The following is a 16,370-nucleotide window of genomic DNA, read 5'->3' on the forward strand; positions in this document are numbered from 1 at the left end:
AAATGACAATAGAGACTGCCCGTATTGGCGCAGCCTCTTCATTCTTATTCGTAGAGCAGCGGCTTGATATCAGCAGCATCAATGTTCGTTTTGTCGTACCAGTGGAAGCCTGTATCGATCGATTTAGGAACAGTCTCACCCTTGATCGATTGGACGGCTGCTTTCACTGACCAGTAACCGATGCCGATCGGATCCTGTGTAATGGCACCGGCCATCTTACCGCTGCGGATCGCATCCATTTGCTGCTTGCCGGAGTCGTAGCCAATGACAGTGATCTTTCCATCTTTTTTTAGCTCTGTAACGGCATTGATAACACCGATCGCGGATCCTTCGTTCGCACCGAAGAAACCTTTAATACTCGGATGAGCTTGGATAATTGCTTTGGCCAAATCTGTGGATTTGAGTTGATCGCCCCCGCCGTACTGCGTATCAACAATTTTGATATTCGGATATTTCTCTTTGATCCGATTCGTGAATCCATCCCGGCGATCAATGCCCGTACGACTCGTTTGGTCGTGTACGACAAGGGCGATCTCACCCTCGTTGCCGATGAGCGACGCCATTTTATCAGCTGCCAACGCGGCAGCGGCTTTGTTATCGGTGGCGGCCGTCGTCACCGGAATGTCGCTGTCGACACCGGAGTCAAAGCCGATGACGGGGATTTTGCCTGCTTTTGCCTTCTCTAGCAGCGGTGTGGCTGCTTTGCTGTCCAGTGCTGCGAAAGCGATGGCTGCTGGCTTTTTGCCCAATGCAGCTTGCAGCATTTCAATTTGCTTATCCACTTGTGTCTCTGTTTCTGGACCTTCGAACGTAATTTCTACATTAAATTCTTTGGCGGCTTTCTCTGCCCCCTGTTTGACAGCTTGCCAGAATTGGTGCTGGAAGCCTTTTGAGATGACCGGAATATAAATTTTATCCGGTTTTGCCGCAGCAGGCGCCGCTGTTGTTGATGCTGCTGGCGCAGCCGTTGTTGCCGCTGTTTTCGTATCCGTCGTTTTGGCACCGCATGCCCCAAGTACTATCGTCGTTAATAATAATAGCGATGATGCTACCGCAAATTTCTTTGTCCGTTTATGCAATCTAATCTCCCCTTACTTATAGTTTGTTGTATGTGACTCCGACTTGGAGTGAATACCGAAGTTTATTTCTTGCGGCGTCGCATCATATCCGCGTAAACTGCCAGTACAACGACAACACCTACAATAACCGTCTGCCATTCTTGTTTAACTGATAAGATTCGCAGCCCGTTCGTGAGTACGCTCATAATGAGGGCACCGATGACGGTTCCGAGAATGGATCCTTTGCCGCCACTTAAGGAAGTGCCGCCGATGACCACTGCAGCGATCGCTTCCAGCTCATAGCCAGAGCCGAGCGCGGGTTGAGCTGAATTGAGGCGGGAGGCCATCATAATGCCGGCGATACCGCTAAACACGCCAGTCAGCGAGTAGATGACAATTTTCCAATAGTCTACATTAACACCGGAAAGCCTAGTGGATTCTTCATTGCTTCCTAGGGCAAAGTTATAACGTCCAATGATCGTCCTCGATAAAATAATGCTGGCAATGATCGCAGCGCCGAAGAAAACAAGAATCGCGTTAGGAATTTCGAAGCCAGGGATGATTGAATTCAGAATGGAGCCCATCGAAATCTGCGAGAATGCCGGCGTATCGTTAAAATAAATCGGCTTCGTCCCAGAGATGACGAGAGAAAGTCCTTTGGTCACCATCATCATAGCTAGTGTTGCAATGAAGGGCGGAATTTTCATTTTCGCCACGAGAAGCCCGCTGATCAGACCGCAAATGGCTCCAGTGGCAATGCCCCCGATAATGCCAAGCGGCATTGGTAAATGCCACGTTGTGATGATGACTCCCGCCATTACCGACGAGAAGGTCATGACGGTTCCGACGGCTAGATCAATTCCAGAGGTGATGATAACGAACGTTGAACCTAAAGCAAGCACGCCGATAACGGCTGTTGAGAGCATAATGGCTACGATATTATTGAATTGAAAAAAATTGCTGGAAGATACCGAGAAGATAATAACCAACATAATCAAGCTGGCGAATGCCAGCAGCTTCTGTGCCGCGCCGGTTTGACCTGAAATCGTGGGCACTATTTTTTTGCGTACAAGCCATGTTGACATCATGATTCCTCCTAAGACATCCGCTAACTGATTCGCATCGTGGCGTATTTCATAATTGCTTCCTGGGTGGCGTCCTGTTGACGAAGCTCACCGGTAATTCGACCTTCGCACATGACCATGATGCGATGGCTCATTCGCAATATTTCGGGCAGCTCGGACGAAATCATAATGATCGATTTCCCCTGTGCGGCTAGCTCATCCAGCAACTTATAAATCTCTGTCTTCGCGCCAACATCGATACCTCGTGTGGGCTCGTCGAAGATGAGAATATCGCAGTCCCGCAGCAGCCATTTACCGATAACGACCTTCTGCTGATTGCCGCCTGAAAGAAACTTGACTTGCTGATGAATGCTCGGCGTCTTGATCTGAAGCGCTTCCACAAAGTGTGAAGCTGACTGTTCAATTTTGCCGTCGTGCATCCACCCGAGTAGACGCCTCGCTTTGCGATAAGAGGCAACGGCGATATTCGTCTTCACATCCATATCCACCATGAGCCCATAACGTTTACGATCCTCTGATAAATAACCGATTCCATGCTTCACGGCATCATGCGGGGCTTTGATCTGAACCTTGTTCCCGTGGATGCGTATGTCACCCGAGTCAATTGCATCTGCGCCGAAAATGGCCCTAGCCACTTCGGTACGACCGGCTCCCATGAGACCCGCGAAGCCAAGAATCTCACCTTTTGCCAAATGAAAGGAGACGTCTTTCACAGAAGAACCGCGGTTCAGATTCGTAACCTCGAGCACCTTAGTCACTGACGTGTTGACGGTGTATTGCTGAGATGTGGCATACAGCTCCCTACCTACCATCATCGCAATGATCTGATCAATGGTCGTATCTTTCGTCTGTACAGTATCGATATAACGACCGTCACGCATGACGGTGATGCGATCGGTAATTCGCTTCAACTCTTCCATCCGGTGAGAAATATAGACAATGCCTACCCCACGCCCGCGCAGCTGCTCAATGATCCGAAACAGCTCCTCGATTTCCGCATTGGTGAGTGCCGCCGTGGGCTCATCCATGATGAGCACTTCGGATTGAAATGACAATGCCTTAGCAATTTCCACCATTTGCTGCTTGGCGACTGTCAGCTCAGACACCTTTGTGCGTGGATCTAGCTGGAGATTCATTTCGTTCAGCAGTTGCTGTGCTTGATCGTTCAGCTTCCGTTCATCGACGAACAGCTTGATTCCCTTCCTCGGCTCGCGCCCAATAAATATATTTTGGGCAATCGTTAAATCCGGCATTAAATTCAACTCTTGATGAATCATCGAGATGCCAAGCTGCTGAGAAGCTCTCGTATTGGGAATGTTCACTTCCTTGCCCTTCAAGACGATTCTGCCTTCATCTTTCTGGTAGACACCCGTGGCGATTTTCATTAACGTGGACTTTCCGGCGCCGTTCTCACCAACAAGCGCGTGCACTTCACCCGCTGCCAACTCCAGACGACATTGATGGAGGGCGTGCACACCAGGAAAATGCTTCTCAATTCCTTCCATCCGGACTAGAGCTTCACTCATAACCTCACCTCGTGTTCGTTTTAACATTTCGTGCTTATGTGCTAATTCTATCTGCTATCGTCTGGAAAAAGAGTGGATAAATCTCTTCAAAAAAGTTGAAAATCTTATGATTTTGAAAATCATAAACGGTCCTCAGAAAAAAACACTTGTTCCAAAAAGTGTTGTATTTTGTGCAAGATTATGCAGACAATTCCGCGTGAATCCCGTAATTGTTGCAAAAAATACAGCAATTTTAGCCAAAAGTAGCTCTATTGGATGAAAAAAGGATAAATTGTTGTACATCGTACAACATCTATAGCTTGGTGAGAAGAAACCCACCAGAATTGTTGTACAAAGTACAACTTACCGTTAAATAAATCAGGGAAAGGGCCGAAAAACCTCCACCCAAACCTCTAAACCTCTAAACCTCTAAACCTCAAACCTCAAACCTCTAACCTCTAATCTCTAACCCCAAACCTCAAACCTCTAATCTCTAACCCTCTAAACCCAGGCAAACAAAAAAGCCCCTCACAAGGAGGGGCTTCTCGATCAAACACAATTCATTACTCAGCTTCTTTACCGTTTAATTTCTCTTTCAGCAGATTCAACTGCTCATCAACTTTGGCTTGTTTTGCAACATCAACAGGTGTGTAGCTGCCTACTGAACCTGCTGGTACGTAAGGCTTGCGAGCGATTTCCGCTTCAACTTCCAGTTGGATAATTTTCTCTTCCATGCGTTGGAAGCCGCGGGATGCGTTGCCGCTCTCGATGACGCCATTGTAGGATACTTGTGCCATTTGTTTTTTGGCTTTAGCCAGTTGAGCGCGGGACACAAGCTCGTTGCGTTTGTTACGTAGTTTGTAGAACTCATCTTTCATTTCGTGCAGCTGCTGTGTTAGCTCATCAGCATGTGCTTTGGAAGCGGCATATAGATCTGTGTACTCAACAATTTTATCTTCGTGGTACAATTTTTCTTCAACGGCTTGGCGAGCGATAGCCTCTTGGCCATTTTTAATCGCTGCGGAAGCTTTTGCTTCGCGGTCAGCCACGAGACGAACAGACTCTTCCAGACGTTGTTTCAGCTTGCGCTCATTGGCGATTTGTCTAGCAACAGTAACTTCAGCTTGCGCGATTTCTTGCTCCATATCCCGCAAATATTGATTCAACATAACGATCGGATCCTCAATTTTATCCAATACCTCGTGAATTGATGCTTTTGTCATATCTTTCATTCTTGTAAATACTCCCATGGTTTACACGTCTCCTTTTTTAATATCAATTGGTTGTTGTTCGAAGCGAGCGACTTTGGCTCTCAATTCTTCTACTTCTCTTTGCAGAGCTTTCTTTTCAATGTCTTTCATCATCTCGTCGATATTGTTTGTTTTCCCTGCGTCGTACGGAGCATTGAAGCCCGTATGTTGTGGCGCATGGTTAGGGTGGTGCGGCTTGTGAGCGTTCCATGCCCCGCCATTATAACCTTGACGGCCATATGAGCCGGCATAAGGATCAAATGGAGGCTGATCGTACCCAGGTTCCTTCGGAATAACAAGTGCAGCTACAAAGTAGATGAAAATGACTGTTCCTCCGGTGAAGATTGTAGTGATCACCACTAACAAACGTAATAGCGTTGCATCTACATTCATGGCCTCGGCGAGTCCGCCGCATAGACCAGTAACTTTCTTATCTCTTCGTGAGCGGTAAAGTTTGCTCATGATTATTTGGCTCCCTCCTGCTGCAGTCTGTTTCTCAGAGCTTCCATTTCAGCATCCACAGCCGGGTTGCCCCCGCTATAGTAGCTTTCGCGCCCCATTCGTCTTACATCGCGGAGCGTTCTGGCATGAAGCTCCATATCGGATACGCGCTCTTCCAAGCGACCGAACATCCGTGGTGTCGCATCCTGCGCCACACTGCTGCGAGCATGCAATCTTTGCTGCAACCTTGCGGACTCCATTCGCGCTAAGTAGTAGCTGCGTTTGTCTGCCACTTCTTTGTAATCGGCTTTGAGCTGCTGCAGCTCTTCATCCAAATCAAGGATGGACTGCTTCGCTTGTTCGTACAATTCATGATACTGCTCGCTTTTCTCTTCGGCTTGCAGCTTCTCTTGAAGCACGATCCTTGCCATATGTTCTTCGCCGGCCTTCAGAGCCAGCAGCGCTTGATGCTCGCGCTTCTCTTTGGTTTCCAGCGCCGTCAGATATTGCTGCCGGAGGGACGCTGCATGAGTGACGCATTGCTGGTACAGTCTCTCGGACTGTTGAAGCTGCTCACGCTGCGCTGCTAAGTACTGGTCAATCAAGCGGACCGGGTCTTCCGATCGCTCCAGATGTTCATTCAGTGTCGCTACGGTAATGTCTCTCATTCGCCTAAATAGGCTCATCTCTCATACCACCTTTTTCACTCTCTGTATTCGTTTCAATTCATTACACAGTTCTTCTTGTCAACATCGAAACTCCGTAACCTATCAACCCAATCGCCAGTAAAATGATGATCCAACCAGCTAATTTACCAATCAGGATGATACCGCCAAGCCCTGCAATAATCCAACCGAATTTGCTGCCGTTCTGTATGCCAACATAACCAAGGCCAACCATTCCTATTGGAATCAAGTATCCCATCACTGAGCCAATAAAAGGTCCCATGTGAACGCCTAGCTTATTTAACAGAATCAGTGCACCGAATGCGATTAGCAGAGCGGCTAAGCCCGTATTTCTTTTCATCGTTTCGTCACCGCCTTTCGTCGTTTGCTTTGTTGTTTGCTGTGCTCTTGTTCATGTCTTTATTTTAGGTAAAAACGAAGCTTTCCAAAACGGACTAACGACGGTATTTGTTCCTAGACCTTAGTCGGGGCGCATCTAAGACCTGTGTCAGGCAAAAACAGTGTTTATACGACAGACGTTTTGGTTAAATACTTAGCAAACTTGGTAACCCACGCTTTTATCCTGGGAAAAGGAAGGTTTAACTTATATGAAACAACGGAAACAAACGTTAACTATACGCATCCTGTTATCTGCTTTATTCCTTCTATTACTCCCTACCTATGCTTGGGAAGCAACGGCGATAGTGCCTGTTTCGGAATCAATTAAGGCGCTTCCTAATAAAGAGCCACTGCCTATGGTAAAACTCTTTCGTACTATTCCCAAAAAAACGTCCACAGCAAGTGACGAACCCCTCTTTTCTTTTTCCGTGCTGAGTGATGTACATGTGGGTGCAGAAGACGAAGATTCACAAAAGCGCTTCCGTACGGCTTTAGCCGATCATCATCTCATCCGACCTGACAGCAAACTTATGGTACTGAATGGTGACCTCAGCAATGGCAACGAAGCAGATAATCGGAGTCTAGTCAGCATTATGAGCGAACACACCTTACCTCCCGTTCATGCAACGATTGGTAATCATGAGTATTATGGAATGTGGCAAACGGAGAATGGCGGTCAGGATACCAGCAAGTTGAATCCGAATTGGACAAGCCAAAAGGCAATTGACCTATTCCATCAAATGTTTAACTATGAAAAGCCCTACCAAGAGCTCGTGATGGATGATTATCATTTTCTATTTCTAGGGGGTGAATTTTATCGCGATGTGGATCCTAATGTGAAAGAGGATGCCTATTTATCCACTGAACAACTTGCTTGGTTGCAGGAAAAATTGAAGGTAGCTGCGACTGCTGCGCCGAACAAGCCAATCTTCGTGTTCCTGCATCAACCACTCGTTCATACCGTGGACGGCTCGGATCAAGAGCTCGGAGTTGTACAGCATGAAGAGCTTAGGGCGATTGTAAATGCGTATCCGAATGTTGTGTTCTTCAGTGGACATACCCACTGGAATTTGGAGACTACTAAGCAGATTAAACAGCTGGAGTTCCTAGCAGTATCTAGCGCTTCTGTCCACGAAATATGGAATTCGAATAATGAGCCTGAAGGCAGCGCGGCTAGCCAGAGCATCGTTGTGGACGTTTATACGGACCGTATTGTGATTCAGGGGCGTGAGCATTCGGAGAAAAGGTGGATTGAGCCGGCATTTGTGAAGCGTTATGGGGTGGAATAAAAAACTACCAAGCGAGGACGCAAGGTAGTTAATGCTGCGGACCGATTGTATTATGCGGAAAGATTGTAATTGAGATAACTCTTTTATGAAGCAAAAAAAGTTTTGTCAGGAAAACCGTCTCCCTCTGCATAACATCTTGCAATAGCTGAAGCAGCCTTCATGAACATATGGTCTTTGGTAGTACCCGGGATCCTCTCTAGCTGCCGAAATTCTTCATGAACTAGATTAAATTCAATTTCACCCAAACTTTCTTCTGTTGGACCAAATTTGTATATGACCTTTTCGGCATCGTCGAACACTTTAATAAGCATAAGATATGTTGCCATTTTGGGACCCTCCTTTCTTTTTTGGCAATAAAAAAACAAGCCCCTAAAGAGTAACCCGGCTATCATCCCATGACATGTGACTCATGGCTTAGACCCGTGGCTTTGCGTCTCCACCTTTCGATGGATTTGCCTTTGTTCATTATTGCTTGATATTAGGTGTGTTTCACTCATTATTGCTAGTCGTAAAGAACTAACTATTTCCATGGTATTCCATAAAATAATGAAATTCAACATATTTCTACAAAAAATAGGCACCCACTACGCAAAGTGTGTGATTTCATACAAAAAAGGCCAACCAGAGTACTGGTTGACCCATAAGGTAAGGCAATTTTCTTAAGTTATTCATACTCTTCTAATAGAGCCTATTATCTATTACTCTAATCTCTTCGAAGTTCCTGTCACTAAATCAATCTCAAATATCTCTTCTGGAATCCCTAGTTCCTTTGTCGTGAACAGAGAATAACGATTTGATGCACTTGATGGCTTCATGATTCCCCAATTATTAACCTTTTTAATTCCAAGTCCCACAATCTTATTTGTATGAATATCAACAGGGATGCTCATTTCTTCCCCAGTGGCAGCACTTTTTACATAAAGTCGCGCATGACTGTTTTTTTGAAACACATTAATTAAATCAACTCGATACTCATATTTATCATCCCTAGTAATTTTCAATGAATCACTTGTAATTTTTTCGGTTAACCACCCCTGAGTGCTAACACTTTGAATTAAATAGACTGAAAGAATTATAAGTAATATCATTCCAGAATAGAATCCTGCAAGAGCTACCCCACTGGATGGAACCCACCTTTTTATTAACATTCGAATAGATAATATTGTAATAGCGAGAGAAGGAAGCCCCGCCATAATTAATGTTACAGTACCCACGAGATCCAAAGATCGCTGAAAATTTGCTGTTGTTCCAAGCAGAAACCATCCAAATGATATAACACTAAAAATGGTTACTAACAGCCACAGAATCTTTAACCATTGATGCATTTTTCATCAGCCCTTTCTTGCCCTCGACCTCCAGAAAATCTAACATTATTACCGCATTCCTACCATGACTAAGACATTATCTCTTCGTAAACGGTTTCTTGGCTGTTTACTTGCCTTCATTCATCATTATTTCTTGTAATTCAAACATACCTAAATCTCTTAAGAATGCACATTCACAGGATCTGGACATGCAACAGTATTACCACTTGGATCAACAAACTTCAAAGAGCGGATTTCCAATTAATATTTTGTCTTCCATACTCTACGAGTGGTTAATTGTGTTGTTAGTGATACAGCGGCGGACAAAAAAAGAAAACCACCCTACGAAGGTTAAACACAAGGTGGTACACTATCAGTTATCTTAGGGATTCATATCCTTCAACAAGACTATAGTTGGCATCATAGGTTTGCCCCAAAAGCGAGCAACTCGGTTTAAGGGATTAAACACCTGATTTAATGCTCCTATTTCTAGTATAGCGGGTGTATCGTAATCTTCATTCCAGCCCCATACTCCACCACGATTCAAGCGAATAACTTCGCCAACATACGCACTTGCATGAAGTATTAACTCCCAGTCCTCTGTGTTAGTCGTCCTCCTTGATCTGCGGGTATTTTTGTCTTCGCGCGATTAAAATTTAACACTTAACCGACTAATACTTAATTATATTCTCTCTGTACCACACTATCCGTAAGATCCTCTGAACGCAAAAAGGCACCTGAAATCACCGTTAAGTGTTTTTCAAGTGCCGTAAGGTTGGTCTTCTCAAGTTTATCGTTTACCAAGTTGCTCGCAGCCATTATTCGGCTGTCTGCTGTATGTGTATATGACACACACTCCATCGTATGGTCAATCCTTAATGCTGAAACCCATTATATTTCGTTCTGCCCTAATCTACTGCCATTCGGGTAGTTTGTACGGTCTGCCGTTAAAAAACGTCATCGTACCGGGTTTTCGTTGGTCATTCATTGGATATGTAACCTGTCCAACACCACCGTCGCTTCACATAAAACGTTCACCTTCATGAGTTCTATTAAAAATTCAGGATTTTCATCTTGCTTCTCATACTCTTTGAGCGGTTATTTGTGTTCTTATCGATTCAGCGGCGAAAAAAAGAAACCACAAGCGAGAGGTTAGTCTCGTTTGTGGTCTCCGAGCTCTTTCGGCTAGATCGTATAGTTATTCTATTAAACTTCCATTTAAGGCCTTATATGTTCTTAGACTTCCTTTCAGAGTATATGTTCTGCCCGAGACGATTACACCCGTATTAAGTTGACTAAGTTCAAGCACTTGCTCATTCTTCATATTGGAGATTTGAAGTTCTTCCAGTCTAGAAAATTGATGTTTCAGGTTTGAAATATCGACTTGGACATTACAATCGATTAACCACAGACTTTTCAATTGCTTAAGTTCTCCGATTTCATTCAGTGCAACTTTATTAGAATTGCCGTTAACGATTAATGCTTCAATGTTTTGAAAGGATTGAAGTGTTCGCAAATCGAGTTTTTTACAACCTTCAATCACCATCCGAGTTATTCGACTGTTATCACCTGTAAACCATTCAAGGTTGCGACAACCCAAAACTCTCATGTTACTTAGACTCTCAACTTGGGCGGTGTTTCCCAATTCCTTGAATTTGCCTTGCATGAGTCCAAGGGATTCCAGAGGGACCCGTTTCCACTTCGAAAAATCCAGATCCATACTACGAAATAGATCAAGAGAATTCAACGTTACGCATTCACCAATGGCGTCCAAATCCTCCGGTCGAGCAAATTGAAGAGACATTCGCTTGATGGGGGCCTGGGATATTTGGGCAATCCGTCGACGGCGATTTTTGGATTCCGTACTGATCTTAATGTATTCGCCTTGCTGAAACCCTCCCATTCCATCCAGCGATGTGATCTGATATCCGTATACAGCGATGTTGCGTAAATTCGGAAACGCCCTAACAACCTCTAGATCTTTTAATTGTGAAGAGAAGTTTATGCTAAGTGTTTCTATTTGACCTATTCCTTCAACGTTGCCCATAAAATCTGAAAGTTCAGTCGAATCGACTTCGATCCCCAAACGATTAGTAAATTCAATTGAGTCATAATCCAGCTCTATTCGTTTCAAGTCACGAAAGTTGGATTCTTCCACTTTAAGTTCCAGTCCCACACGATTCCTCCAGATTTGTGTTTATTGAACACTAATAAATCTAAGCTTCGTTGGGGTCTACCACAGGTAAAACAGGATTAAGTAACCCCGGCACAAAATTACCCCAAAAATCGAGTCTTCCCCATAGAGCTTGCGCTTCTTTTTTCCAGAAATCAAAATCGTCTTCCCCAACATATACTTTCTGCTCTGCCATTGGTCCTGTTTGATAGGTCTTCCAATATTTTGTACTATCAAGCCAGCCGTTTCTACCATAACCTATTGTGAACACACCACCACCATCTTCAAGCAGATATGGTGCAAATTCGTACTTGGATGTTACCATAGACCGATAGGCAAGGAATGCATCCCATAAAGCAAATCCAGCAAAAGCACCGACCGGGGCTCCTCCTTTCAATGATAATTTAGAAGAATTCATGTCGATTTCGACTTTATGCTTTACAGTCCAGTATTCTCCATTCTCTTTTGTTGCTGCATTCCTATCATTTAGCAGCGCATCCTTACCTCCTTTTTTATCAATTACTTGTTGTTCGGCTGCCCGAAGAGCTTCATTTAGTGCACTTCTTTGTGTCCCTCGGGCGGATTCTGCTACGTTCAATTCCGCTTTCACTTCATAGGTCGTTACTGTTGTAGCTGGATCTGCAACAAGCGCTTTCCATTTATGTTTGCCCATACGTTCGAGGAGCTCTTGTGCAGTTGATCCCACATAACTCTCAGTTTTACCTTGATAAGGGCCTTCAATGTCATAAACATGTCCAACCGTAACAGGATCAAACCCAGAGGGGTCAATAAAGTTAATCGGGTTATTCCACACATACGTATACCCATTCTGACTTTGCGGATTGCCTAATGTCCCTTTATACGTATCCTCACTTATAAACTGCCCTGACTCCGGTTTATAGTATTCTTGCTCTAGCATACGACATACCACTATAGTAATCATACCCTAATCTTGCAGTACTCCGATTGAGACTGCAAAAGCAAGAAATACCATGATTATGAATTTGTTCACTTTCAACATGATGAGCCTCCTAATTTTTTCGAATTTGAACAGCAAAAACCAAGCTCCGATAGAGCAACCCGGCTGTCCTAACCAGAGAACTGCGTCCCCAGCCTTAGACCCGTGGCTTTGCGTCTCCACCTTTCGATGGATTTGCCTTTGTTCATTATTGCTTGGTAATTAGATAGATATGCTTAATATTACTAGTCTTATAGACTTGACAATTTTCATATGTATCCATGTTGTTTAAGCTTCAGGCTTACCCTGCTTAAATTTCCCTTGGAATTTTACGGTGCCGTTTTTATCATATAAAGTGCCTTGGCCATCAGGAAAACCATTGATAAAGTCACCTTCGTAACGTTCACCGTTATCGTAATAATAAGTGCCTTTCACGATATAGTGATGTTCATATAGACCTTCGGCTCTCAAATTCCCATTCTCATAATATTGTTTACCTGCTCCACTACGAGTGCCGTTCACGAAAGGTCCTACATAAGACTTAGCTCCTGATGGATAATAATCAATCCCATTGCCATTCCGATTGCCTTTCTTATATTCTCCTTCTCGTTGAAGAAGGCCATTGGCGTCATATTCCTTACCATTACCATCTTCCATGCTTTGTACAAAGCCACCCTCATATTTCAACTTTCCGCCCACATAATATTTTCCATGTCCGCTGAAGTAGCCATCTTTCATCCCTCCCTCATAAACTGGACGACCTTGGATGTACAACTTACCTTTGCCTGTAAGGCTTCCAAAAACCTCTTGACCCTCGTACTTCAAAAACCCGCTGTCATCGTACTTACGAATAACACCGTTAGGCAAGCCCCTCGTAAATTGCCCGGTAATAATCTCACCCGTACGATCTTCTCCGAACAAGAAGCCTTCGAAATACATAGTGCCCCAACCCGTAACCTCATCGTTTTGAAATTCAGCATCGTACCAAAGCGATCCGTCATTGCGGTAAAGCTTGCCTTTCCCATTCATCTTGCCGCCTTTGAGCTGGCCTTCGTACTTTAACTTACCATCTTCGTAAAACAGCTTTCCTTCCGTACTCGCATCATACAGATATACTGCCTTCAAATTGGCATCCCACACTACTTTGCGTCCCGTTGCTTCACCGACAAAACGCAGCGGAACGAACGTATAGCCTTTATTTGAATAGGGTGCAACCGGCATATCAATGGATTGCTCATTGATGGATGCTGACAAGCTCCCCAGTTGCAAGCTGAGCGATTGTCCTTCCTTTTGTCCCGTTACCCTCCGTGCGTTTTCGTCCCATTGAATGGTTAAGCCAAGCTTTTCAAAAATAGTACGAAACTCTACCGTCGTGTAATTTTCATGCAGAGCAGGCTGCTCGTTAAATTTCAGTTCTTCTCCGTCAAGAAATACGCGAATCGGATCCTCTGCAATAGTTTGCTTGATTCTCTTGTTCACCCAGTACTCGCGCAGAGGACCATCGGAAAAGTCGTGTAGAAAGATTGCATAGATTCCCGGTTTCTCTATTGCTGTATGAATCACATTGGAATTGTCGCCCAATAGCCCCCCCATATAAATCCATGTGTCAGACTCCAGTCGGAAAATACCAAGCTTATCCCGTAAATTATGTGGTACTCTGCTCTCCATATAAGACATATTAAGCTGGATTTCTAACACCGTTTTATCCGGAAAATCGATATTCCACGGCAAGCTGACCATCATCTGTCCACTCTGCATCGCCTTTGTGAGTTCCAAATTCTTGTCTTCCCCTGGTGCCAGCCTAATTTTGCCTAAAGTATCCTGGAATGAATATGGCGGTACAACCAAGCTCACACTTTTATCCGAGGATACAGGATGACCCTCTACTTGAGACTTACTTTGAATTAATTCTTTATATGTAAGTCCTTCTTTATAAAACCGTGTATCAAATTCAACAGCTTGAGGCCTTTGCTTAACATCTGGTACAGCTGACGCAAGAGTTTCTTTCTTCGCCGTGGGTGTACCGCTTACTTGCAGCGAACTCAGTAAAATGTTCCCGTCATTGCCCTGAAGTGCGACTTGATCATTGTAAATTCCGACCAGCTTAGACTCTGTGGTTTCGTTCGCGATAATGATTGATTCCCCGTATGTAAGCTCTCCAGCAGCAATCTCACTTTTCCCTCCATCCTCCGATGCTTGCCTCCAGACGATGAGATTGCTGCTAATGGCAAGCATCGTAGGCCAGGAAGTGTTTTTATCCATTTTCTTTTGGGCTAATACAGTAGGTACCGCATTCAGCTCATCCACATTCATCATTCTGACTTGAACTGTGTGTTCGTTAACTTGTTGTGTCCAGACGACCACTTTTCCATTGAACTTAAAATTGATAATATATCCATCTACTGGTTCCTTCATCGTCCTCGTTGTGCCAGAAGCGCAGTCATATAACAGCAAACTTCCTTTCCCATCCTGCATGATGATTTTCCCGTCCGCGACCTGTGGATAACGCCCTTTAACCAACTGTTTCGTTTGTTTCGACTCTAAATCGTAAACATATATGTAGCTATCCGTCTTATTCATATAAGCTGCATATCGTCCGTCTGTCGTGAGGTTTTCAACCGTAGTATGGTTTATAATCGATTCCGACTCACCCGTACGGAGGTTAAGCAGTATCACTTCACGCCGATCGGCAAAATAAACGGCATAATCGCCTCCTGCCCATAGATCGGTTTTGTTTGTTTTCGTGTCGGTGAGCTGTTTCGTTTCCCCCGTGTCCAAATTACGGTAAAATATTTGATACAAATTCGTTGCATCACTACCAATCCAAACCAGGTCGTCGCCCGAAATAAAAGAATTATTATAAGATTTACGTACAGGAGCAGCATAGGAAGTTTGTGTATCCGTAACTTTGACCGTCTGGTCAGCTAAAGCTGTATTCCCCTCCCCTAGACTTGAGACCAACAAGGCCATTAAGCAGCTTAATACCATTTTTTTAAAATATGTTTTGATCACTTCTCCAGCTCCAATCACATAGATAGTCTTTGTAGACAATAAAAAACCAAGCTCCAGAGAGCAACCCGGCTATCGTCCCATGAGGTGTGACTCATGGCTTAGACCCGTGGCTTTGCGTCTCCACCTTTCGATGGATTTGCCTTTGTTCATTATTGCTTGGTTATTAGGTATTTTTACTCATTGCTACTAGTTATTTAGAACTGACTTTTTTCCATATTAATCCGCGTTATTTCAAAATTCAACACTTTTCTACAAAAAAGAGGAAATACATACACAAAGTGTGTGCTTTCACACAAAAAGGGCCAACCGGATATCCCGGTTGACCCTTAACCTAGTAAATGGCTATCGACTTAAATATTCTCTCTATCTAGCAGATAGACTTTCACATTCTTCTTCACGCCGAACTCTTGAGCGTCATTTAGATCATTCATGAACACATCAATTCTAGAACCGCGTATAGCTGAACCTATATCCTCTGCCTTACGAATACCTATACCGTCAATGAACACTGTAGATCCTATAGGGATAACAGCCGGGTCCACGGCGATCGTGCGTCCTTCTTTGGCTTTAAGACCACTAAATGTGATGCCGTACATGGGATGGGAGGCCTTTTTACCTGTTGATTCAAAGCCCGCCGTATAAGCTGTAAGGGTTGTGTTCAACACTTTTTTGATAATTTTCTTTTGACCATTTGGTAAACCAATCTCTGATTCAGTCTTCGGAATCGTTAAACTTTGACCAATCGTTAGCTGGTTCGGATTTTGAATATTGTTAGAGCTGATAAGGTCATCTACGGTTACACCAAAATCACGTGCAATTTTGAACAGCGTATCTCCGCGGTCCACTTGGTACTGCGTCCTTGGCTGAACAAGCTCAGCTTGAGCGGCTTCTTCCACAGGAGCTGCATTTCTTGCCATACTATACGTAGGAGGTAATTCCCCCCCATCTTCACATTCAGGGTACGAATAGGCGGGTTGCACCTGCCACAAACAAAGCAGCAACGGAAGCGTCAAAGTAACACAAAGAATTTTACGAAACATAGTATCTCCTCCTCTTAAAAAATAATAGAGTTATAGCTACTAGATTCGTCCAATTCTATGATTTATATACGTCTCGTATTTATTTTTTTGCTGAGGCCGGAGGGTGTTTCATTAAAAATGTGAGCACGAATGCAACCAAGGCGGACAGAGCCCCAAGAAAATAAACAAAAAATCGGTAAAGAAATAAGAAG

General features: G+C 44.1%; 14 protein-coding genes, 1 pseudogene and 3 riboswitches. Of the genes and pseudogenes, 1 reads left to right on the top strand and 14 read right to left on the bottom strand.

What is annotated here, in order from left to right; translation table 11 throughout:
* Positions 1–44: 44 nt before the first annotated feature.
* The 7 genes from GC098_RS10430 to GC098_RS10460 form a co-directional block, all read right to left on the bottom strand.
* The gene (locus GC098_RS10430; protein ID WP_171643105.1) at positions 45–1,079 is read right to left on the bottom strand and encodes an ABC transporter substrate-binding protein; all 1,035 of its coding nucleotides are present in this window, start codon (positions 1,077–1,079) and stop codon (positions 45–47) included.
* Positions 1,080–1,141: 62 nt separating this feature from the next.
* Entirely contained in the window at positions 1,142–2,146 is a 1,005-nt protein-coding gene (locus tag GC098_RS10435) for an ABC transporter permease (protein ID WP_171643106.1), read from the bottom strand.
* Between the two features lie 20 nt (positions 2,147–2,166).
* On the bottom strand, positions 2,167–3,669 hold the full coding sequence (locus GC098_RS10440; protein ID WP_171643107.1) for a sugar ABC transporter ATP-binding protein: 1,503 nt from the start codon (positions 3,667–3,669) through the stop codon (positions 2,167–2,169).
* A gap of 542 nt (positions 3,670–4,211) precedes the next feature.
* The gene (locus tag GC098_RS10445) at positions 4,212–4,898 is read right to left on the bottom strand and encodes a PspA/IM30 family protein (RefSeq protein WP_171643108.1); all 687 of its coding nucleotides are present in this window, start codon (positions 4,896–4,898) and stop codon (positions 4,212–4,214) included.
* Between the two features lie 3 nt (positions 4,899–4,901).
* Positions 4,902–5,360 (bottom strand): PspC domain-containing protein, encoded by a 459-nt coding sequence (locus GC098_RS10450; RefSeq protein WP_171643109.1) that lies wholly within the window; start codon positions 5,358–5,360, stop codon positions 4,902–4,904.
* Positions 5,361–5,362: 2 nt separating this feature from the next.
* Entirely contained in the window at positions 5,363–6,025 is a 663-nt protein-coding gene (locus GC098_RS10455) for a PspA/IM30 family protein (RefSeq protein ID WP_171643110.1), read from the bottom strand.
* A gap of 43 nt (positions 6,026–6,068) precedes the next feature.
* Complete coding sequence (locus tag GC098_RS10460) at positions 6,069–6,365, bottom strand: LiaF transmembrane domain-containing protein (protein ID WP_047678649.1); 297 nt, start codon at positions 6,363–6,365, stop codon at positions 6,069–6,071.
* A gap of 247 nt (positions 6,366–6,612) precedes the next feature.
* Between GC098_RS10460 and GC098_RS10465 the strand changes: the two genes are divergently transcribed.
* Positions 6,613–7,692 (top strand): metallophosphoesterase family protein, encoded by a 1,080-nt coding sequence (locus GC098_RS10465; RefSeq protein WP_171643111.1) that lies wholly within the window; start codon positions 6,613–6,615, stop codon positions 7,690–7,692.
* Between the two features lie 83 nt (positions 7,693–7,775).
* On the opposite strand, the gene GC098_RS10470 is transcribed toward GC098_RS10465, so the two are convergent.
* The 7 genes and pseudogenes from GC098_RS10470 to GC098_RS10495 all read right to left on the bottom strand — a co-directional run bounded on the left by GC098_RS10470 (position 7,776) and on the right by GC098_RS10495 (position 16,179).
* Entirely contained in the window at positions 7,776–8,018 is a 243-nt protein-coding gene (locus tag GC098_RS10470) for a hypothetical protein (RefSeq protein WP_171643112.1), read from the bottom strand.
* 46 nt (positions 8,019–8,064) lie between these two features.
* Positions 8,065–8,159, bottom strand: a riboswitch (cyclic di-GMP riboswitch).
* A gap of 231 nt (positions 8,160–8,390) precedes the next feature.
* Positions 8,391–9,017, bottom strand: coding sequence for a hypothetical protein (locus GC098_RS10475; protein WP_171643113.1), 627 nt, complete (start codon positions 9,015–9,017; stop codon positions 8,391–8,393).
* A gap of 1,177 nt (positions 9,018–10,194) precedes the next feature.
* Positions 10,195–11,130 (bottom strand): hypothetical protein, encoded by a 936-nt coding sequence (locus GC098_RS10480; RefSeq protein ID WP_171643114.1) that lies wholly within the window; start codon positions 11,128–11,130, stop codon positions 10,195–10,197.
* Between the two features lie 82 nt (positions 11,131–11,212).
* Positions 11,213–11,983 (bottom strand): hypothetical protein, encoded by a 771-nt coding sequence (locus GC098_RS10485; RefSeq protein ID WP_246358543.1) that lies wholly within the window; start codon positions 11,981–11,983, stop codon positions 11,213–11,215.
* A 15-nt stretch (positions 11,984–11,998) separates the two neighbouring features.
* Positions 11,999–12,112, bottom strand: a pseudogene (locus GC098_RS41515) (hypothetical protein); the annotation flags it as partial.
* Positions 12,113–12,240: 128 nt separating this feature from the next.
* Positions 12,241–12,337: riboswitch (cyclic di-GMP riboswitch) on the bottom strand.
* A gap of 78 nt (positions 12,338–12,415) precedes the next feature.
* Positions 12,416–15,178, bottom strand: a complete 2,763-nt coding sequence (locus tag GC098_RS10490; RefSeq protein WP_171643116.1) for a stalk domain-containing protein — start codon at positions 15,176–15,178, stop codon at positions 12,416–12,418.
* Positions 15,179–15,195: 17 nt separating this feature from the next.
* A riboswitch (cyclic di-GMP riboswitch) is annotated at positions 15,196–15,290 on the bottom strand.
* Between the two features lie 199 nt (positions 15,291–15,489).
* Positions 15,490–16,179, bottom strand: coding sequence for a 3D domain-containing protein (locus GC098_RS10495; protein WP_171643117.1), 690 nt, complete (start codon positions 16,177–16,179; stop codon positions 15,490–15,492).
* Positions 16,180–16,370 lie beyond the last annotated feature (191 nt).

The organism is Paenibacillus phytorum (assembly GCF_013141715.1).
Taxonomy (GTDB): Bacteria; Bacillota; Bacilli; order Paenibacillales; family NBRC-103111; genus Paenibacillus_E; species Paenibacillus_E phytorum.